Here is a 20342-nt window from a genome sequence, read left to right on the forward strand (position 1 = left end):
TCCAAAGACATGGATATGTCAATATCGCGTGGTATTGAGCGTGTTTACAAAAGAGACTATCTTTGAACGTACCTCTTGACCTTAGGTCTGACCTACGGTATATGGTAGAGATATTCCATCACATCTATAGGAGTAACATTTATGAAGAGTGAAATCACCATTAGCGAACTAGCGAAGCTTATGAATGTGTCTGTTCATCAGATTCGTTATTTTGAAGAGAAAGGGGTTCTTCTACCTGCTTACTTCGATACCAATCAGTACAGGATGTACAGCATGGATCAAGTTTACCAGCTTGCCCATATTCTGTTGCTGCGCAAATTGGGAGTGCCTGTCCAGTCGATTAAAGAATGCATGACTTCCTATTCTGCTGATCAATACGGGCAGCTACTCCATCATTCTTTGAGAGAAATAAATAAAGAGTTGCTTCGCCTGCAAGAGCTTCAGCAATTCATAACAAAGGTTTTGCATGAACAAATGAATTTTCAATCTCACACGAATCCCTACCAAATAAATTGGCGCGAAACCACTTATTTAGCACGGTGGCTGGAAATGAGTTCACAAATGACGCTAAACGCCAAACTTTTGGCTGAACAGGCCGAGTCTGTCCCGAACTTGTTCGAATCGGACATTCATTTTATCGAGGATGGTTCCAGTACCATTACGTTATACACGGAAACAGAAGCGCCTGGCGATTTTTCATTGCCCAGTGGCAACTATCTGTCTACCCAAAGGCTGGTCCATGAAGAGAATGACCTTGAACAAGTGATTGAACAGTTCTACTCCTATGCCGCAGCTCAGTCTCATGTTATACAGGGACCCTTGATCCTCATTGAAAGATCTTACTTATCCCTATTTAGTCAAGGCCAACTGCACTATGAACTACAAGCTTTGATCGAACCGACTACCCATTCCGAAAAGGGAGACTGATCATGACTGTACCACCAATTACGATAGAACCTATGCATTCTATGTACAATCAACAGATTGGTCAGCTTCTTGTTCACGGGTTTCGTGGGAAATTCCAAACCCTTACGAAGCTCAATGATGGCGAGCTCGCCCTTTTTTTCGAAAAGTTATTTGATCATGTTCCTGCAGACCTTGCGAGTCAACGAATGGTCGCGCTACAAGAGGGAGAAGTTATCGGGACGATATCCATCAAGTGGAAAAAAGAATCTGGTCGCATGCAAATTTTTCCTGCATGGAAGAACCTCCATGGTTTTGGCAAATGGAATCTCCTGAAAATGTTTATCGGGTTATCTCTCTTAGACCATAAACCACAGGCAGGTGAATGTTACATTACAGACGTTGTTGTCCATCCGGATCATCAAGGCAAAGGTATTGGCAACCTGCTATTGCAGTGGGCGCAGGATTTCGCACAAGCGCAGCCAAGCTTAGACAAGTTAAGCTTGTACGTCGCAGGAAAAAACCCCCGGGCTGAGCAACTTTACCAACGATTAGCGTTTCATACGCAACTACGCGTAAGTAGCTTTTTATCACATCTTTTATTCAAAGAGAAAAAATGGAGTTATATGGTGAAGAGATTGAAATGAATCATGACAAAGGGCGAATCGTCTCTACACGACATCCGCCCTTTCACATGATGGTACTGGAAAGCATGAATTTGATTATTACTCTACTTCACAAGAAAATCTGATTAGTCGGCAGCTCTCTAATTCTTTCATTTGTACGTTGTTTATGATCTCATTCGCAGCTAAGCGGCTAATGATGGGAGCTAATGTAACAGCTGAATGCATAACGGTCAGATAAAGACCCTTTATTTCGTCATGAAATCCAACAATGGGGTAACCGTCTTCAGGCATGGGTCTTAAGCCTACCTTGATGCTTTCCAGCTCCAGCTTTTCCCCTCCTATTAAATTGTGCCGAAGAATGTCAAACACCCGCTTCCCTATTTCCTCAGGTCCATTTTGTTCAGACTCATCAATATAATCTTCCGCTGCTAGTAACGTATCATCGGTTAGTTGTCTCGCTTCAAACTTAGCATTTGAAACTAAGGTGTGGATCAACTTTTCTTTCGATTTCATTCGGATCAGTATAGAAGGCGAAGGAGCGACAGGAACATCAAAGCCTAATGGCTTACAGAGTTCGGGTATAGCTGCGCCAGTTGCTAATACAAGAACGTCTGATTCTATAAAACCTTTGGAGGTGTTTACCCCAACAACCTTGGAAGCCTCTGTGACGATTTGCATCACTTTTGTATCAAACAGGGTGTTCGCCCCATTTTCTTCTGCTTTTTTTACGAAAAGTTTAGTAGTCAAAATTGGATCTAGTGCGCCTTCTTCGTTCGCATAATAAGCTTCCTCGGGGTATTCCTTTAGATTTGGTTCTAATTCTATGATTTGCTGCCGTTTTACTAGTTGTTTACGAGACCCCTCATTGTCTGTAGGGACTTCCCAAGTCAATGATCCATCCCATTTTATTTCTAGGTCAGGTATCTCTTTTTCTAATTCATGATATTCGGCTATGGATGCATCATACAAATGTCGAAAATTTTCTAATACCCGGCCCGATGGATGAATCCAAGCGAAAGATTTCTGAGTGGCTTCACATGCAGCAGACGAATTCGTCTCTATTAGAGTGACATTCTGATTCTGCTTTGATAAGGAATAGGCCATAGCTGCACCAACAAAGCCTGCACCAACTATTACAATTTTTTGATTCTTCATCGTGGGCGATCCTCCTGACTACATCGTAAGACTACCTCGCCATCAAGCTCTTTGCTCATACAGCTTAACGATTTCGATGATGGTGTTCACAGCGTGCATCATGTTGTCTACGGAAACATACTCGAACCGTCCGTGGTAGTTTTCCCCGCCTGTGAAAATATTCGGAGTTGGCAACCCCATGTAGGATAGCTGCGAGCCATCCGTACCACCACGAATCGGTTGAATATTTGGCACGATCCCGAGGTTTTCTAGTGCTTGCGTGGCGATGTCCACTACTTCCATGACAGGCTCAATCTTTTCCCGCATGTTGAAGTATTCGTCTTTGATTTCGAGCTCAATTCGCTTCTCTCCGTATGTTTTCTGTAACTCTTCTACGATACGAGCCAGTTCAGACTTTCTCTCCTGAAACCGATTACGATCGTGATCCCGGATCAAATAACGCAGCTGCGTTTGCTCGACGTCACCTTGAATGGAAGACAGATGGTAGAAGCCTTCGTAGCCTTCCGTCTCCTCAGGCGTTTCATTAGCCGGCAGCTTTCCATGCAGCTCCATGGCTATTTTAGCAGCGTTGACCATTTTGCCTTTGGCCGATCCGGGGTGAACGTTCGTCCCTTTGCAGGTAATGGTGGCAGACGCAGCATGAAAGCTCTCGTACTCGATCCCTCCAAGAGGACCGCCATCCATCGTATAGGCATATACGGCGTCGAAGGCGGACACATCAAATTTATCAGGGCCTCTGCCGATTTCTTCATCCGGGGTGAAGGCTACTCTTACTTTCCCGTGTTTCAGTTCTGGATGGCGAATCAGATAGTCCATGGCGGTCATGATCTCGGCAATACCGGCTTTATCATCGGCGCCAAGCAATGTGGTACCGTCTGTTGTGATTATGGTGTGGCCTTTGTAGCCAGCCAGCTCGGGAAACTCCTGCGGCGAAAGGACAATATTCAGTGCTTCATTCAAGACAATGTCTTGTCCGTTATAATTTTCAATGACTTGCGGTTTCACGTCAGCGCCTGTAAAATCGGTAGCCGTATCCATATGAGCGAGAAAACCGATTGTGGGAATTTCTTTGTCTGTATTGGACGGTAGGGTTGCCATTACATAGCCGTTCGAATCCATCGTAACTTCCTGCATACCTATAGCTTTCAGCTCGCCTACAAGCATTTGGGCCAGTACTAGTTGTCCTGGTGTTGAAGGGCACGTTTCGCTATTTTCATCGGATTGTGTATCAACTTGTGCGTAAGAGATGAATCTATTTATGATCTCCGTTTTCATGGTCTTATCTCAACTCCAGTACAATTAGTCACACCTCTTCTAAAAAGAGGTAATCTCGTGACAAATTCTACCACGATCCCCATCGATTCTTCAATCGATTGGCCTAATGCTTTGATAGATGAGTTGCACAACGCCAGAGGAGAGCGTTTTGGTATTCACCAGACTCAAATTCAACCTCTGTTTTATATCCATAAACAACGGTTTTCCTTCTCCCAAAATAACAGGGTGAACAGATAATCGAAATTCATCTACAAGCTCTAAATTGATAAATGTTGTAATAAGACTGGCTCCACCATATAACCAGATGTCTTTTCCGGGCTTATTCTTTAGGAGATTGACTTCTTCAAGAATATTATCGTTAATGAATATTGCTTTATGATCAGTCCCTTTCTGTGTCTTGGAAAACACATATTTTTCTTTACGATGAACCAATCCCCAAATCTCTTTTTCCGTATCCGTATGTTCATTTTCCGGCGTATATTGCCCCCATAAATCATAGCTTTTTCTTCCGTAGAGAATCGTGTCGATTTGATGTAAGAAATGAACAAACCCCATTTCAGCGTCCATTATGCACCAATCAACTTCTCCATTTTTCCCTTCAATAAACCCATCTAACGTAACAGCTAAATCTAATATGACTCTTCGTCTCATGAGTGGTTACCCCTTTCGTTGATCTCCTCCCATTTTAGACCTTTAAATATGTCATCTTATGTCATATTCGTAGTATAAAAACAGCTCACTTCATTAGCGATAGGTACCAATGCGTGCATGCTCAAGCTATCGAAAAGGGAATCGGATGTGGGGCGTTCTCATGTCCATGCATCGGGCAACAAATATCCTTCTGCTACCAGCATTGAGTTGCCTTCCAAGTAAACGGATTCGGCAGCATAATCTGTAAGATGGCAAGAAATTTTAAGTGGTCCCCCTCGAGTAAGTAGGTTCACAGGGGTGTCTACATGTCCTAAAATACCGGCAATGATGGCTGCAGCTGTCGATCCGGAACCGCACGCGTAGGTCTCTGCTTCTACTCCGCGTTCATAGGTTCTGATGCTAAGCGTTTGCCTATCAATCCGTTCCACAAAATTAACATTGGTACCATTGGGAAACTGCTGCAGATCATTTCTGACCATCCGTCCCCATTCTCTGAGCTGGTCGTCCGCTATCGCGATAACATTTTCCACAAACCAGACCGTGTGGGGAACGCCGACAACACCATAGTGGTAGACGCCGCTTGGTCCGTCCCACTCATATGGTTGATTCAGCTTCAGCGCTTGCAATGGAACGTCCGGGAACTTGACCTTCACGCTGTTCTGATTGAGCTCTGCCTGATAGATGCCGGCCATCGTTTCGAAGCTCATCTTCGTCTCGGCTGCTCCAATGTGGTAAGCAAAGCGCGACATGCACCTTGCACCGTTGCCGCACATTTCTCCTTCACTGCCATCTGCGTTAAAATACCTCATCTTAAAATCAGCGATGTTGGAGTTCTCCAGCAGCATGAACCCATCCGCACCGATTGAAGCTCCTCGCCTGCATACATTTTGGACAAAGGCTGAAAGTGCAACCTCGTTCAACAGGCCATCGCGATTGTCTACTACAATAAAGTCGTTGCCACAGCCATTCATTTTTTTAAACGGGATCCCACGTTCAAACATTTCGCTCCCCCTGATTATCCGATGTAGTGTTTTCATCCAAGCAACTGCTCCACAGGATGGACTGGGAGCAGTCACTCTGATTTAAGAAAGACATGATTGATAGAGATGACAAGCGACCGATTGCCCTTCTATTTCACGCAGCTTTGGCAGCTCGACCTTGCATATTTCCATGCTGGAACGACAACGCGGATGGAATTTACATCCCTCCGGTGGCTTAGACGGAGACGGGAGTTCTCCCGACAACACAATTTGCTCTCGCGTATCATCAGGATCGGTAATGGGTTTGGCTGAAAGCAATGCTTGTGTATAGGGATGCAGCGGTCGTCCGAACAGCTTTTCTTTCTCGGCATACTCGATAATTTCACCTAAATACATGACCGCCACTTTATCGGCAATGTGCTCTACTACGCTCAAATCATGCGAAATGAAGACATACGTCAAGGAAAATTGTTCTTGCAAATCCTGTAGCAAATTTAGGATTTGCGATTGAATCGACACATCTAGTGCGGAGACAGGCTCATCCGCGATAATCAGCTTTGGTCGAAGAATCAGAGCACGGGCGATGCCAATTCGTTGTCTTTGCCCTCCGGAAAATTCATGAGGATAGCGAGATAGATGCTGTTTGCTCATACCGACAATCTCAATCGTTTCTTCCAATAGCGCTTGTCGCTGCTCCCGGGGAATACGGTGCGAAATCAGCGGCTCTGTCAAGATGTGCCCGATCGTTAGTTTCGGGTTCAATGTTTCAAATGGATTTTGAAAAACCATTTGCATATTTCGCCTAACTGCAAGCATTTCATTTTTGTTCATTTTTCCTATTTCGTTCCCTTGGAAACGAATCTCGCCTTGGACCGGCTCCAGCAAACGCAGAATGCATTTTCCCAATGTAGACTTTCCGCAGCCTGACTCCCCGACAATCCCCAGCGTTTCTCCTTCATAAACGCTCACATCAATCCCGTTTAGAGCATGAACATCATGCGGTTGTTGAAGCCACCCTCTTTTCATGCGAAATAGCTTGCGTAGTCCTTTCACTTCCAGGATTGGAGGCGTCATCCACCTACCACCGAGCTTTCCTGTACATGCCCCTTGTCTTGGGTAAATAACCAGCATCGACAAGAAGAATACTGATCCACTGGACGAAGCTCAGGATTCTGCTCCCAACATATCGCCATCGCTCGATCGCATCGCGGGGCAAACCTGCACCCATTGGGTTTGTTTTCCGGTGTCAGCACACTACCTTTTATGCTGTGAAGCCTCTTTGTGCGTTGCCTTGGTGTCGATTGGAGCAAACCTACGGTGTACGGGTGCTTCGGATTGCGCAGCAACGATCTTACGTCCGCTGTTTCAATCGCTTGTCCCGCATACATCACCATGACGCGGTCGCACACTTCAGCGATCACCCCTAAATCATGCGTAATCATGATCACTGACATTCCGATATCCCTTCTGATTTTTTTGATCAGATTCAAGATTTGCGCTTGAATGGTCACATCCAGTGCGGTCGTCGGTTCATCAGCGATCAGTAACGACGGATTGCATGCGATCGCCATGGCAATCATCACACGCTGCCTCATTCCTCCTGACAAACGATGCGGGTAATCCCTGTAAATCTCTTCTGCTCGGGAGATGCCCACCACGGTAAGCAAATCCAGTACCCGTTGCCTTACCACCGCCTTGCTTTCACCCTCATGCTCGTGCAATACCTCACTGATTTGCCGGCCGATCGTCAACACGGGATTTAACGAATGCATCGGTTCCTGAAAAATCATTGCCATTTCCTTGCCTCTGAGACTGCGCATCTCGGCTTCACTCAGCGCAAGCACTTCTTTCCCGTTGAATCGAATGCTTCCAGTCAAAGTGGCATTATTGTCCAACAGTCGCATGAGTGAAAGCGAAGTGGCGCTCTTGCCACACCCCGACTCTCCGACAATTCCCAGCGTCTCCCCTTTTTTTACATGTAAATCAAGCTGATCAACGACCGTAATCGTTCCCGACTCCTTCGTGAACCGGGTTGTCAGCCCTGTCACTTCCAATACATTGTCCATAAACGGAGTCCCCCCTCCAATCCTCTCATTGCCCTTTTACTTTTGCGTACGAGGATCAAAAATATCACGTAAGGCATCTCCCAGCCGGTTTACTGCCAACACGACAATGGTGATGGCCAATCCTGGGTATATCGCAAGCCACCATGCATCGGACAAATAATCCTTTCCTTCATTCAACATGGTCCCCCATTCGGGAGTCGGCGGCTGCGCGCCCAAGCCGATAAAGCCCAATGCAGCCGTATCGAGAATCGCTCCCCCGACGAACAGTGTCATGTAAACGAACAATACATTCGTAATATTGGGGAGAACCTGGAAAAGAATGATCCACCAACTCGGCGTCCCGATCGATCTGCTGGCTTCCACATATCCAGACGACATGATCACGAGCGTCGCTGCCCTGATCAGACGTGCAAAGCTAGGAATCGAAGAAATGCCGATTGCGATCATCGCATTGGTTTGACTCGGTCCAAGCGCCGCGACAATGGCCAAGGCCAAAATGATCCCCGGCAAGGCGAGCAAAATATCCATGATCCGCATGAGCAGATGATCAATGAATCCTCCCACATACGCACTGATGACCCCAATCATCGTTCCTGCCACTACTGTGATGCCGACCGCCATGACAGCAACCACAAGAGTAACGCGCGTTCCGTATAAAATACGGGAAAACAAATCGCGGCCGATCGCATCCGTTCCGAGAACATGCTTGGCAGACGGGCCTTGCAAAAAGGCTTCGTAATTACTTTCAGTAGGGTCATAAGGAGCAACCCAAGGCCCGACAATTCCGATCGCAGAAATGAGTAAAAGCACCACCAAGCTTAGTTTTGCTGCTCGTTGTTTCTTCATTTTTCCCCAAAAGGCAAGCTTGGGGAAAATCGGGAATTTGGCATGCGTCACCCCATCTGCGACGGTTTTGCTCCCCTCATTCAAGTTACCGCCCCTCCTTTTCTGTAATGAGGTCGACACGCGGATCAATCAAACCATAAAGGAGATCGACCATCATATTTACCACGACGTAGACAAAGCCCATCAGCAACACAATGCCCTGAATCATCGGAAAATCACGGGCTGAAATCGCACGGATAGCTAATGTGCCGATTCCAGGCCAGTTGAACACTTGTTCGATGATAACTGCCCCGCCCAGTAGAGTTGCGATTTGCAAGCCTACCACTGTAACAACAGGAATCATGACATTGCACAAGGCGTGTCGGAATAGGATGATCGACTCCCTCAATCCCTTGGCCCGTGCCGTTCGAATGTAATCATGGGAAAGCACTTCGACCATACCTGAACGCGTCAGTCGGCTGATCATCGCGGAAGACAATACGCCCAAGGTACAAGCAGGCAAAACAAGATCCTTCCATCCCGTACCACCCGCGATTGGAAACCAGCCTAATTGAACGGAAAAGAACATGATGACGAGTAAGCCCAGCCAGAAGCTCGGTAGCGATAATCCAATCGATGCTGCCGCCATCAGCATAAAGTCCAAGAACGTATTCTTGTATTTCGCTGCGATCATTCCCATCGTTAAACCAATGACGACCGCGATGCCAATTCCAGCGAAGGCTAGCTTGACCGTTGCTGGAAACCGTTCCATTATTTCCACGATGACAGGTCTTTCCGTTTGTAAGGAATTTCCGAAATCCCCTTGGATGACTTTTTCCATGTAGGTCAGGTACTGATGTGGAAGGGGCTGATTTAGCCCCATTTGTTCACGTAACTGTTCCACTTGTGCTTTTGTAGCCTTTTCCCCTAACATGATCCGTACCGGATCTCCAGGAATAAAATGAACGAGCGCAAACGAAAAGATGGAAATGCCGAGGAGGACAATCACTCCTGATAGCATCCGATTCAACAAATACTGTTTCATGATTGGTTCACTCCTCTCTTCTAGAATGCGTATGGCTAAACTCGCTTGGGAATTTGGCGATAGGAGCCCATCATGCGAATGACCGTTTGACTCCCGTCTCGTATAAAGCGTACGGTTTGATCCGACCCTTCAACATTCGTGAGAAAAACGTCTTCATCTATAGCTTTTAAAGAGAATGAGTCCGAATGATCGATCGTTACAATCAGCGTGCCTGCATCCACGCTTACCTGAAGATAAACTCCTTCCATAGAGCTATACTCGCCCGCATATTCAAGCAGACGATCTGGCGGGAGGTCATATTCCTTATAGGTGACATGCGTTGATTTCGCCGGACGATTCTCGAGGCAGTGAAACGTGCCATGTGCCAGTGCAACAGCCGGCGATCCGCTGAGATTAGTGAGCGCCACGGCAGCCAATCCGTTCTCGGGGATAATGCTCATGTAGGCTTGGATCCCTTTCTCGCTGCCGCTATGGCCCAGCATCACAGCACCGTAGAAATTGGGTGTAATCGCTATACCATACCCGTAATATTGGTTATGTTCACATCGGAAATAAGGGGTGGTCATCTGCTGTACACTTTCCGTGCGAAGAATTCGTTCCTTGCCAATCAAACCTTTCGTTCGAAACAGCTCGGTGTATCTCATCATGTCGGTGAGCGTTGATTTTAATCCGCCAGATGATTGAAACGGCGGTGTCTCAAATAGTGGTGTTCTATCCTCGTACCCGTGCAACTCCGCCAAAGAAAAGCAACTATGCTGCATTCCCGCTGGTTGGAGAATATGCTCCTTCACATACGTCGAATATGGCTTTCCGCTTGCCCGTTCAACAATTGCTCCCAGTAGCGTATAGCAATCATTGGAATAACTGAACTCCGTACCTGGTGCGCCCAATAAAGGAAATTCCAGTTGTGCCATATAGGTCATCAATTCCTCATAGGTGTTCATCCCAAGCTTGAGAGCTTCATCGACGCAAGATATTGGCGGCAAACCGGAGGAATGGGTTAGAAAGTTGTGAATGGTAATGGCCTCCGTCCCACTTCCCGTTTTTACATGAAACTCTGGCAAAAAGCGGGAAACAGGATCGGCAACCGTCAGTTTTCCGGCTTCCTGTAGCTGCATGATCGCAATAGCGGTAAACGATTTCGTAATCGAAGCGATTCCGAACAAAGTATCAACTGTCGCTACCTGACCTTGCTCGGCATCACGATAGCCGAAGCCTTTGGCATAAACGAGCTGTCCGTCTTTGGCCACTCCAATTGCAGCTCCAGGCACCTTCCTTTCCATCATGGTTTCTCGGACAAACTCCTCATAACTCGCGATCCATTCCTGACTGTTCATGACTTGTTCTCCTTGTTTTTTGTTTCCGCGCTTACTTAACCCACACGTCCTGATACAATTTCAGTCCGGATGGATCAAGCATGAGTCCTTGAACACGGTTGTTTACCACGACAAACCGTTTTTCCGTGTAAATGGGAATCCAAAAAGCCTCCTCCACAGAGCGCTTCTGAATATCTTCGTAGATTTTTGCTCTATCGTCGCTCTTCATCGTCACCTGTCCCTTTTCCAGCAAGGAATCGATCGTTTTGTCATGGATGGCTGAACGATTCATCCCACCGATCTGACTCGAATGCATGAACGGAAACAAGATATCAGGGTCATCAGCGACGTATCCGTCAAGCGCCAAGTCAAATGTGCCAGCAGCCGTTAGCTGGTCGACTGCGCTGCCTTCCAGAGTAATGATTTTTACGTCTACTCCAATCGCTTTAAACATTCCTTGCATCAACTGGGCAGGTTGAGACCACACTTCCATACTCAACAATTCGAGATGAAGCGGTTTTCCTGCTTTCTCCCTTATCCCTTGTGCATTCAGTTTCCATCCGGCCTCTTCCAGGAGCTTCACCGCTTCCTCGGGGTTGTATTTGTATGCATAGTGGGCAATGGATGGATCGTATCCGAACAAATTGGCAGGCAGCGGACCATCTGCAACAATTCCTTCGCCTTGCAGATGCGACTGCACGATAGCCTCTTTCTTAACTGCCATTTGCAACGCTTTGCGTACGTTTTTATCTTGTAAAATCTCGTTATTCAAGTTCAGCTCGACAAACAGCCCCAAGTCGCGCTTTGTCTGCTCAAGTACGGTAAAACGATTGTTGTTCTTGAATTTCTTTGCGTCTTTTGCAGGCAGATCAGCGATGTCGACGGTTCCGCTTTCCAAAGCAGCGACAGCCGTTTGCGGATTTCGAATCAATTTCAGAACTAATTTGTCCGGCCTCACTGGCCCTTGATTTTGAAAGGAGGGCGGTGCCCAGCGATAGGCATCATTTTGTATCAACGTGATCGAATCTCCTGATTTCCAGCTCTCCATCTTCCATGGACCGACACCGACCGGATTCCTTCCGTATTGATCCCCAAACTTTTGCACCGCGTCCACCGAGAGCGGCTGCATCCAGCTAGCGGAAGTGAAATAGGTGAGGAGCGTGGCAGACGGTTCATTTAACTCCAAAATCAGGGTCTGATCATCTGGTGTTTTGATTGATTGGATGATACCAAGAACCATGCCTACGCCTTTCGGAGCGATTTCCGGAGACATGGCCCGCTCAAATGTTCGCTTGTACGCCTGTGCAGTGAGCGGTGTCCCATCATGAAAGGTAACGCCTTGGCGAATGCGAAATGTCCATGTCTTCCCATCTTCCGAAATGGAGTAGGATTCCGCCAGATAGGGCTTGACCTCATTTGTTTGGGGATCTCTGTAAAGGAGAGCCCCCCCTAGATTGAGCGCGACCCCCTCCGTGCTTAACGCTGTCGATTTGTGGGCATCTAGTGTATCTGGTTCACTGCTGATCGCAACGGTGATCGTTCCGCCCTTTTTCTCGGATATATTGGCATCTTTATTTCCTTCATCCGTACCTGATTTCGTTGCAGGTACATCGCAGCCGGACACGATAGCCAGCAGTACGAAACAGGAAAGGACAATGCTCACAATCGTGGCGATTTCCCGCTTTCTTATCCCCATCAATGACACCACTCCCTTGTTTGGGAAATATCCTCGCCTCCTACGATTTGAGCCAATCAACCGTTTTTTGATCCAGCTTTTTGACGAGAGCCGTCAGCAATTTCACCGTATTTTCCACATCATCATGATGGAGAATCGAAGCGTGACTGTGAATGTAACGCGCAGGGATTGCAATGACAATGGATGGAGCCCCTTTGCCAACCATATGAGCAGCTCCTGCGTCCGTACCCGCACCTGCAAGAGCAGCATATTGATACGGGATGCCTTCCTCTTCAGCCGTATCAAATAACAGATCACGCAATTTCCGATTAGGCACGAGCGAGCCGTCGAATAGACCAATCGTAGGCCCACCACCAAGCTTGATATCAGGCAAATTAGGAGAGTCGGCGCTTCCCGGCGTGTCAAACGTTATCCCCGTCTCCAATGCAATAAATAAATCTGGCTGCACCATATACGTGCTCGTGAATGCGCCGCGACATCCCACTTCTTCTTGTGCAGTAGCGCCGCTATATACGATGTTGGGGTGATCCGTTTCTTGCAACTGTTTCATTACTTCAATGGCTGTCAGGCAACCGCCGCGATTATCGAGCGCTTTTGCCATATACATCTTGTCATTCGCCATCACCGTGAAAGGGCAGATCGGCACAATCGGATCACCTGGGCGAATACCCAGCTCCTTTGCCTGTTCTGCATCGGATGCTCCGATATCGATGTACATCCGTTCGATTTCAACCACTTTCTTTCGTTCTTCCGAAGACAGCAGATGTGGCGGTTTTGACCCGATTACGCCAACAATATCCCCTTTGCCTGTTTTAATGTTCACGCGCTGTGCCAGCATCACCTGCGACCACCAGCCACCAAGCGGCTGGAAGGCGATGAATCCATCCTTCATGACACGCGTTACCATGAACCCCACTTCATCCATATGGCCCATCATCATGATTTTCGGTCCATTGGCCAGGCCTGTTTTCCGACCGATTATGCTTCCCAGATTATCTGTGAACACTTCTTCTGTAAGCGGTTCCAAATAGGTGTGCATTAATTCTCGCACTTCCTGTTCTTGTCCGGGAACTCCGGAAGCCTCTGTCAGCTCTTTCAGTACCTTTACCCAACTATTCATCCATATCTTCCTCTCCATTTGCATGTTATCTCCAGCTATCATCAATGCGATCATAGGAACCGATGCGAAGATCTGCTTTTTCGTTCGCCAGTACATGCTTGGCTATACGCTCAGATGGGGTACGAGGCAACTCACTGCGGTATTCCCAATATCGTGGAACCTTGTAGTAAGCAAGATGCTCGGTGCAATAAGCGATCAACTCATGAGGAGACACCTCTTGGCCCTCTTTTACTACCACGTATGCCTTGATTTCTTCCCCGCGTAATTCGTCTTTCACTGGAAGGCAGGCAGTATATTGCACGGCCGGATGCATTTTCATAACTTCCTCAACCTCAGCAGCCGAAATATTTTCCCCACTCCGACGAATCATCTCCTTTTTTCTGCCGACATAATAGATGTATCCGTCTTCGTCCATCCGCACCAAATCTCCAGTGTGGAACCAGCCGCCCTGAAAAGCAGCGCAAGTCGCATCAGGATCTTTAAAATAGCCATCCATCATCCCCAAGCCCCGCAGGAGGAGCTCGCCAACCTCGCCCCTCGAAACGGGGCGGTTGTGAATATCAACAACACGGACGGTCCGGTCTTTATCCGGTTTTCCGATGCAGCCTGTTCCGAGCAATCGGTCATGATCGTGCGGTTTTACCGAAATATCTCCACCTGTCTCTGTCATGCCAAAAACCTCATACCATGGCGCGCCCCATCGCTCTTCCAATTCGCGGTGCAGATGCGGGGGAATGGCCGAACAAAGGATGGTACGAACGTTATTTTCCCTGTCTAATGGCGAGCGTGGTGCTTTGACCATTAGCGTGGGCATGATCCCCAAGCAGTAGAAAAAGGTAACGCCATATTGCCGTACTTTCTCCCAAAAGGTAGAGGGATGAAATCGATCGAGAACCACAAGCTTTGCCCCCACAGCGATCGCACCCAGCAAATTCCATTGGGGGTCCATATAGTAAAAGGGCTGCGCCGTTAACAGTACATCTGAATGGGTCAAATGGGGATGCTGCTCCATCACCTTTTTTGCTATGGTGAGCCAATATTCATGTGAAAGCATACACCCCTTGGGTAAGCCTGTCGTGCCGGAAGTATATTGGATGTTGACTAAAGTTTCAGGAAAAACGGGAAGCGTTGTTGGAGTCGTGGGCGCTGTTTCACACATCGCTCTGAAATCGACAACGTTGGGATCGTCTGATTGGTCTATTGAGAGGATTGTTTTGAGGGTTTGTAAAGAAGGTCTGATCTTCTGTAGCAGGGATAAAAATTCTTGTGAAGTTACGATAACGATTGCTTCGGAGTGGTGGAGGATATACTGTGCATCGTACTCTTTGTAATTTACATTGATCGGCACGATCGTCGCGCCCAGTTTTGCCAACGCCAGCCACGTAAGGGGGAATTCCGGCTGGTTCCTCAGCATGACGGCTACCCGATCCCCATAGCCTACGCCCCGCACTTGGAGCATGTTGGCGATTTGGTTGGAACGGTCTTCTATCTCCTGAAAGGACAGTTCTTCATTCCATTCATCAAAGACAAGCCCGATTTTTTCTCCCCATCGTTTGGCTGCCCGTGCCGTCAAAGACTTGATTTCTTGCATATCCAAAAGGTTTCAGCCCTCCTTCTCTATACCGATCCTTTTTTTCGGAACGCTTCCGCCGCCTGCTTGGATTCGATCGTTTGCACGGTTGCCAGCGCATGCTCGATCTCCAATTCAAAAGCTGCCTCCAGATCGCATTGTGCCCCGCGATTTAGCGCAAATTTGGCTTTTGCCAGTGCTACTTGCGGGAGCTCAGCTAACCGTTTCGCCCACTTGTCAGCTTCTTCAGCTAACACTGTATGATCCACTACCTTGTTGATGAGTCCTAGATGCAGTGCTTGCGATGCACCAAACCTTTCGCCCGAAAACAGCAATTCTTTCGCCCGGACCAGTCCGATCGTGATGGGAAGGATATGCGAGATCCCTCCGGTAACACTAAGTCCCACACTCACTTCCGGAAAGCCGAATTCAGCATCTTGAGCGGCGATGATCAAATCGCATCCGAGCGCAAACTCACACCCTGCTCCTAATGCATACCCGTGGACCGCAGCGATCACCGGAAAAGGAACACGCTGAATCTTTCTTGTTATATCCTGAATCTTCTGTAAATTAAAGCGGAGCTCAGCCTCATTTTCAGGCTTTTCTTCATGACGCAAATCATGTCCTGCACAAAAAGCATTCCCGCGGCCAGCCAGTATTGCTGCCCTTACTCCTTCCCGTTCCAATTTATCGAGCGATCCATACAGCTCCTCTACCAATTGAGGAATCACCGCATTTAACCGCTCCGGACGATTCAGGTGAATCCAGCCTATCTCTTGATGGATCTCACACTCTACCACCGCCTTACGTCTTATCATTCTTTTTTACCTCCGCCTTTATTTTGGAAACCAATGCTTTTGCATTCGAACCGAGCACCTTCTCTAGCACCTCTGGCTTTATGCTTAATTCCTTCCATTCTGAAATGGCGCGTTTCAGAGGAAATACAGGCCAGTCTGTCGCAAAGAGGATTTGATCTTGCAAGAGGTTGTTTGCCAACCTGTACATCATCTCCCACCCTGCTCCTTGCACCCCCAAATATCTTGGAGAAAGCCCGCCCAAATCCATCAGAATATTGGGGTGCTTGCGCGCTACGGCAACCATTTCAGGAACCCAGGGCCACCCTCCATGACACGCGATCAATGTTAATTCCGGAAAATCACAAGCGACTTGATCCAGCAGCAGCGGGTGTTCATTCCGGATGGGATGAATCCTTGAATAATTAATTCCCGTATGAATGGCAACTGTCAATCCTAACTCGGTAGCCTTTGCGTATACGGGATATAATTTGCGATCATCGATTGGCATCTCAAAAAATGCAGGCTGGATGTTTACTCCCAGAAAGCCCAGCTCTCTGATGCGACTCACTTGTTGGACTGCGCGCATCGGTCTGAAATGCTCCATTGAAATCGTACCGAATCCTGAGAAGAGCTCGGTGTGAGCGGATATGACTTTTGCCAATGCTTCATTCAGCGCATCCCCATCCTCGCCGAACTCGTATTCTGCATGCATAATGGCGTGGTCGACTCCTGATTCTTTCATTTCTTGCATCAAATCGTCGAGCGTTTTTGCCATAGTCGATCTTACTTGTAACACCGCATCATATTGAGCGACGTACTCATTTCGCATTTCACCTATGCGTGCCTCACGGAACTGCTGTGGCAAGCGGACACGGGCATCAAGAATGTTCATATGCAGCAGCCCCTAGCCATGGTTTCATAAAAAAACGAGCGGGTGTAGGTAGATCCAAATCGGAGACAGTCAGTTGCTGACCGTTTCGTTTTGCCTGAACGAGTGCAAGCGCCATATCAGAAAAATTCAAGCTGATTTCTTCCAATGAATTTGGGCCATCGGGCGAGTACCAATGAGCGACACCCGTGCACATTTGAAGCAAAGCCAGGACGGCAAGCTTGGTATTTTCTATCGTAAATACGCCCCTCTCCAATCCGCTCGTTAAAATACGCAGCCAGAGCAGCTCATATTCACTACGCAGCCTGACTATTTCTTCGCGGGTATTTCCTGTCAGCGCACGGAACTCGGTATCTACTACTAGCGCTGTTAGTTTGTCAATGGCATGGCTGGTAACATGAAGCTGGACAAACGCTGCCAATTGTTGTTCGGGTGCTTCAAGCTCAGCGAGCACTTCCTTTGCATTTCCGAGAAGGGTCTGTAACCCTTCTTGCATGATGGCAACGAGCAGATCCTCTTTTGTTTTCATGTAATGATAGAGGGTGGAGGAAGTTACCTCTGCTTCTAGGGCGATATCGCGTATGCTGGTTGCTTCAAAACCTTTTCTTGCGAATAGCCGTAATGCAGCTTGAAATATTTTTTCTTTCGTCAAAAAAGCGCGCTCCTTTCTACTGATGATTGCTGGAAACGAGAGCCTCTCATGTTCAGTTACTTGTCGCGGTTACATCATCTGCTTTTTTGGGTTTTGTCGATCGATCGATCGATAGGCTGCCTGTAATCACCACTTTACTAATCGCCTGATTTAATGTCAAGATTATTTTTTATTTTCTGACATTTATTTCGGCATAACAAAAATCTCCTCCGGTTTCCCATGAGGAGATGTATCCGTTAAGACATAGGAGCTTATTGCTTCAAGTATCTTCCCGTGATCGACTGCTCTGCATGAATGATCTGCGGAGGTGTGCCCTCGAAGATTACTTGACCGCCGTTGCTGCCCCCATCTGGTCCCATATCGATAATCCAATCTGCTTGGCTGATTACATCGAGGTTGTGCTCGATGACGATTACCGTATTGCCGGCATCCACGAGGCGGTTCATGATTTCCAGAAGGTGACCGATATCTGACATATGTAAGCCAGTCGTCGGCTCGTCCATCACGTAAATACTACCTTTCTTGTGTAACTCGCTGGCCAGCTTGATACGCTGACATTCCCCGCCCGAGAGCGTGCTGAGTGGTTGGCCGAGTGTAATATAGTTCAGCCCCACATCACTCATCGCCTGGAGCTTGCGCACAACTTCTTTTTGCTCAAAAAATTCCAATGCCTGCTCCACAGTCATCTCCAGCACTTCGGCAATGGACTTGCCGTTCAGCTTGTATGCGAGCACCTCTTCCTTGAACCGTCTCCCTCCACATACTTCGCACGGTAGTTTTACACTTTCAAGGAATGCAAGGTCTGTATACACAACACCAAGACCTTGGCAGTTCTCGCAAGCCCCCTTGGAGTTGAAGCTGAACAAGCCTTGGTTGACCTTGTTCGCGGAAGCAAACGCCTTGCGCACATCATCCATAATCCCTGTGTAGGTCGCAGGATTCGAGCGTGTTGACACACCTACCGCCGATTGGTCGATGACGATCGCATCCGGATGCTTGCTGAGGAATATTTCGTTAATCAGTGTACTCTTACCTGAGCCTGCAACACCCGTAACGACTGTCAGCACTCCAGTTGGTATATCTACACTCACGTTCCGCAGGTTGTGCAGTGTGGCATCCTCGATGGTCAGCTTGCCGGACGCCTTTCTGGAATCTTGCTTCAGTTGGAGCGGCCGCTTCATATGGGTGCCTGTCAGTGTCCCTGATTCCAGCAGTCCTTGAAAGCTGCCTTCATACACGATAGTCCCACCGTGGCTACCGGCGTGAGGCCCGACGTCGACGATATGATCTGCCACCTTGATCACATCAGGATCATGCTCGACGACAATGACGGTATTGCCCTTATCGCGCAGCTTTTGAAGCAATTCATTTAATCGATGTACATCACGGGGGTGCAAGCCAACGCTGGGTTCATCGAAAATGTAAGTGACATCCACCAGACTGCCGCTCAGGTGCTTCACCATCTTGACGCGCTGTGATTCGCCGCCGGACAAGGTATCCGTTTCACGATCCAGCGTCAAGTAGTCCAGTCCGATGTCGACTAGATGCTGCAACCGTTCCGTCAGCGACTTGACCATCGGTGCGGCAACCGAATCGTCAATCTCAGCAATGATGCGTATGAGCCGACCGACCTCCATGGAGGACATCTCAGCAATGTTGAGGCCATTGATTTTGCAGTTGAGTGCAGCTTGATTGAGTCTCGCACCATGACAGCTGGAACAAGGACCTTCGGAGATGAATGGCGCAACAGCTTTTTGTGTACGCTCCGACTTCGTTTTTACATCTTGCTTGATGTATTTGTTGGTGAACTTCTCAAGGACGCCCTCCACAGTAATATTCACGGCTTTCCCGGCGAATTGCATCTCTACTTTCCTCGCCTTGGCATACAATAGCCGCTCAAGCTCCTCATCCGAATAATCGCTCAGCTTCTTGTCAGGATCGAAGCCCCTCTGCACGAGCATATTCCATTCCATGCCGTCCACCTTATAGTCCGGCAGCAAGATTGCCCCTTCCTTCAACGACTTGGACATGTCCACTGCCTTGCTGAGGTCAACGCCTAATTTGCGACCGATCCCGTTGCATTCGGGACACATACCTTGTGGATCGTTAAAAGAGAACATGTTCGCTTGTCCAACATTGGGCTGACCTACTCGGGAGAAGAGCAAGCGGAGAATGGGAGAAATATCAGTAATCGTGCCCATCGTGGAATGAGAACCACCGCCCAGTCGCTTCTGGTCCACAATAACTGCCATGCTCAGGTTCTCGATCGCGTCTGTATCCGGCTGCGGATAGCGGGGCAGGAAATTGCGCACGAACATGCTGAAGTTCTCATTCAGCAAGCGTGTGGATTCTGCGGCGATCGTATCGAAGACGATTGACGACTTGCCCGATCCAGATACACCGGTGAAGATCGTAATCTTTCGCTTGGGAATACGCAAGGATACGTTTTTGAGATTGTTTTCCCTCGCACCGGAGATTACGATATACTCCTGATTAGATTCGCCCATGCCAATCATCCTTCCGATAGATTCATTTCTACTTATATTTTCATTGTACCATTCAGAAGGAGAACTTCCCTACCTATTATTTCCAATTAACAGCCGTCACTTTCACCAAACTGCCCACCATCCAATGATACTCGTGATCCGTCCCAACGTACTTATGAGTGTAATCAGGACCATCAATGATCATCTGCTACAGCAAGCTTCTATCACTTGATTTATATGGAAATCCGACATTTTTGGTTCACATGAAAAAGCTGGCATCGTTCAGCGCC

Annotated in this window: 18 protein-coding genes; 2 read left to right on the top strand and 16 right to left on the bottom strand. The window is 47.8% G+C overall.

Annotated elements, in window-relative coordinates; translation table 11 throughout:
- Positions 1-141: 141 nt before the first annotated feature.
- Both HP570_RS10795 and HP570_RS10800 read left to right on the top strand, forming a co-directional pair.
- A complete protein-coding gene (locus tag HP570_RS10795; RefSeq protein ID WP_173625743.1) occupies positions 142-927 on the top strand; it encodes a MerR family transcriptional regulator in 786 nt (261 codons plus the stop codon).
- Positions 928-929: 2 nt separating this feature from the next.
- Positions 930-1550 carry a GNAT family N-acetyltransferase gene (locus tag HP570_RS10800; RefSeq protein ID WP_173625744.1) on the top strand — a complete coding sequence of 207 codons (621 nt, stop codon included), beginning with the start codon at positions 930-932 and terminating at the stop codon, positions 1548-1550.
- 78 nt (positions 1551-1628) lie between these two features.
- Here the strand turns inward: HP570_RS10800 and HP570_RS10805 are convergent, their stop codons facing one another.
- From HP570_RS10805 to HP570_RS10880, 16 genes are all read right to left on the bottom strand, one after another.
- Entirely contained in the window at positions 1629-2684 is a 1056-nt protein-coding gene (locus HP570_RS10805; RefSeq protein WP_173625745.1) for an NAD(P)/FAD-dependent oxidoreductase, read from the bottom strand.
- Between the two features lie 42 nt (positions 2685-2726).
- Positions 2727-3959: a peptidase T gene (pepT, locus tag HP570_RS10810; RefSeq protein ID WP_173625746.1), complete on the bottom strand. Its 1233-nt coding sequence runs from the start codon at positions 3957-3959 to the stop codon at positions 2727-2729.
- Positions 3960-4049: 90 nt separating this feature from the next.
- Positions 4050-4610, bottom strand: coding sequence for a dihydrofolate reductase family protein (locus tag HP570_RS10815; protein ID WP_173625747.1), 561 nt, complete (start codon positions 4608-4610; stop codon positions 4050-4052).
- A gap of 158 nt (positions 4611-4768) precedes the next feature.
- The gene (dapF, locus tag HP570_RS10820; protein WP_015891160.1) at positions 4769-5611 is read right to left on the bottom strand and encodes a diaminopimelate epimerase; all 843 of its coding nucleotides are present in this window, start codon (positions 5609-5611) and stop codon (positions 4769-4771) included.
- An 81-nt stretch (positions 5612-5692) separates the two neighbouring features.
- A complete protein-coding gene (locus HP570_RS10825; protein ID WP_173625748.1) occupies positions 5693-6664 on the bottom strand; it encodes an ABC transporter ATP-binding protein in 972 nt (323 codons plus the stop codon).
- Positions 6661-7656, bottom strand: coding sequence for an ABC transporter ATP-binding protein (locus tag HP570_RS10830; protein WP_173625749.1), 996 nt, complete (start codon positions 7654-7656; stop codon positions 6661-6663). Before HP570_RS10830 ends, HP570_RS10825 begins: the two co-directional genes overlap by 4 nt.
- Positions 7657-7692: 36 nt before the next feature.
- A complete protein-coding gene (locus tag HP570_RS10835) occupies positions 7693-8586 on the bottom strand; it encodes an ABC transporter permease (RefSeq protein ID WP_173625750.1) in 894 nt (297 codons plus the stop codon).
- A gap of 1 nt (position 8587) precedes the next feature.
- Complete coding sequence (nikB, locus tag HP570_RS10840; protein WP_173625751.1) at positions 8588-9526, bottom strand: nickel ABC transporter permease; 939 nt, start codon at positions 9524-9526, stop codon at positions 8588-8590.
- A gap of 35 nt (positions 9527-9561) precedes the next feature.
- The gene (locus HP570_RS10845; protein WP_173625752.1) at positions 9562-10863 is read right to left on the bottom strand and encodes a serine hydrolase domain-containing protein; all 1302 of its coding nucleotides are present in this window, start codon (positions 10861-10863) and stop codon (positions 9562-9564) included.
- 31 nt (positions 10864-10894) lie between these two features.
- Positions 10895-12538, bottom strand: a complete 1644-nt coding sequence (locus tag HP570_RS10850; protein WP_173625753.1) for an ABC transporter substrate-binding protein — start codon at positions 12536-12538, stop codon at positions 10895-10897.
- A gap of 40 nt (positions 12539-12578) precedes the next feature.
- Entirely contained in the window at positions 12579-13658 is a 1080-nt protein-coding gene (locus HP570_RS10855; protein ID WP_015891153.1) for a M42 family metallopeptidase, read from the bottom strand.
- A gap of 25 nt (positions 13659-13683) precedes the next feature.
- Positions 13684-15249 (bottom strand): AMP-binding protein, encoded by a 1566-nt coding sequence (locus HP570_RS10860; protein WP_254495273.1) that lies wholly within the window; start codon positions 15247-15249, stop codon positions 13684-13686.
- A 26-nt stretch (positions 15250-15275) separates the two neighbouring features.
- Complete coding sequence (locus HP570_RS10865) at positions 15276-16046, bottom strand: enoyl-CoA hydratase/isomerase family protein (RefSeq protein ID WP_173625755.1); 771 nt, start codon at positions 16044-16046, stop codon at positions 15276-15278.
- Positions 16033-16917 (bottom strand): amidohydrolase family protein, encoded by an 885-nt coding sequence (locus HP570_RS10870; RefSeq protein WP_173625756.1) that lies wholly within the window; start codon positions 16915-16917, stop codon positions 16033-16035. Before HP570_RS10870 ends, HP570_RS10865 begins: the two co-directional genes overlap by 14 nt.
- Positions 16904-17566: a TetR/AcrR family transcriptional regulator gene (locus tag HP570_RS10875; protein ID WP_015891149.1), complete on the bottom strand. Its 663-nt coding sequence runs from the start codon at positions 17564-17566 to the stop codon at positions 16904-16906. Before HP570_RS10875 ends, HP570_RS10870 begins: the two co-directional genes overlap by 14 nt.
- Before the next feature lie 251 nt (positions 17567-17817).
- Entirely contained in the window at positions 17818-20073 is a 2256-nt protein-coding gene (locus tag HP570_RS10880; RefSeq protein ID WP_173625757.1) for an ATP-binding cassette domain-containing protein, read from the bottom strand.
- Between the last annotated feature and the right edge of the window lie 269 nt (positions 20074-20342).

The organism is Brevibacillus sp. RS1.1 (assembly GCF_013284365.1).
Classification (GTDB): domain Bacteria; phylum Bacillota; class Bacilli; order Brevibacillales; family Brevibacillaceae; genus Brevibacillus; species Brevibacillus brevis_D.

Coding starts and splice junctions, on each gene's coding strand:
- HP570_RS10795 (WP_173625743.1), top strand. CDS start 142: ATGAAGAGTGAAATCACCATTAGCGAACTAGCGAAGCTTATGAATGTG.
- HP570_RS10800 (WP_173625744.1), top strand. CDS start 930: ATGACTGTACCACCAATTACGATAGAACCTATGCATTCTATGTACAAT.
- HP570_RS10805 (WP_173625745.1), bottom strand. CDS start 2,684: ATGAAGAATCAAAAAATTGTAATAGTTGGTGCAGGCTTTGTTGGTGCA.
- pepT (WP_173625746.1), bottom strand. CDS start 3,959: ATGAAAACGGAGATCATAAATAGATTCATCTCTTACGCACAAGTTGAT.
- HP570_RS10815 (WP_173625747.1), bottom strand. CDS start 4,610: ATGAGACGAAGAGTCATATTAGATTTAGCTGTTACGTTAGATGGGTTT.
- dapF (WP_015891160.1), bottom strand. CDS start 5,611: ATGTTTGAACGTGGGATCCCGTTTAAAAAAATGAATGGCTGTGGCAAC.
- HP570_RS10825 (WP_173625748.1), bottom strand. CDS start 6,664: ATGACGCCTCCAATCCTGGAAGTGAAAGGACTACGCAAGCTATTTCGC.
- HP570_RS10830 (WP_173625749.1), bottom strand. CDS start 7,656: ATGGACAATGTATTGGAAGTGACAGGGCTGACAACCCGGTTCACGAAG.
- nikB (WP_173625751.1), bottom strand. CDS start 9,526: ATGAAACAGTATTTGTTGAATCGGATGCTATCAGGAGTGATTGTCCTC.
- HP570_RS10845 (WP_173625752.1), bottom strand. CDS start 10,863: ATGAACAGTCAGGAATGGATCGCGAGTTATGAGGAGTTTGTCCGAGAA.
- HP570_RS10850 (WP_173625753.1), bottom strand. CDS start 12,538: ATGGGGATAAGAAAGCGGGAAATCGCCACGATTGTGAGCATTGTCCTT.
- HP570_RS10855 (WP_015891153.1), bottom strand. CDS start 13,658: ATGAATAGTTGGGTAAAGGTACTGAAAGAGCTGACAGAGGCTTCCGGA.
- HP570_RS10860 (WP_254495273.1), bottom strand. CDS start 15,249: ATGCAAGAAATCAAGTCTTTGACGGCACGGGCAGCCAAACGATGGGGA.
- HP570_RS10865 (WP_173625755.1), bottom strand. CDS start 16,046: ATGATAAGACGTAAGGCGGTGGTAGAGTGTGAGATCCATCAAGAGATA.
- HP570_RS10870 (WP_173625756.1), bottom strand. CDS start 16,917: ATGAACATTCTTGATGCCCGTGTCCGCTTGCCACAGCAGTTCCGTGAG.
- HP570_RS10880 (WP_173625757.1), bottom strand. CDS start 20,073: ATGGGCGAATCTAATCAGGAGTATATCGTAATCTCCGGTGCGAGGGAA.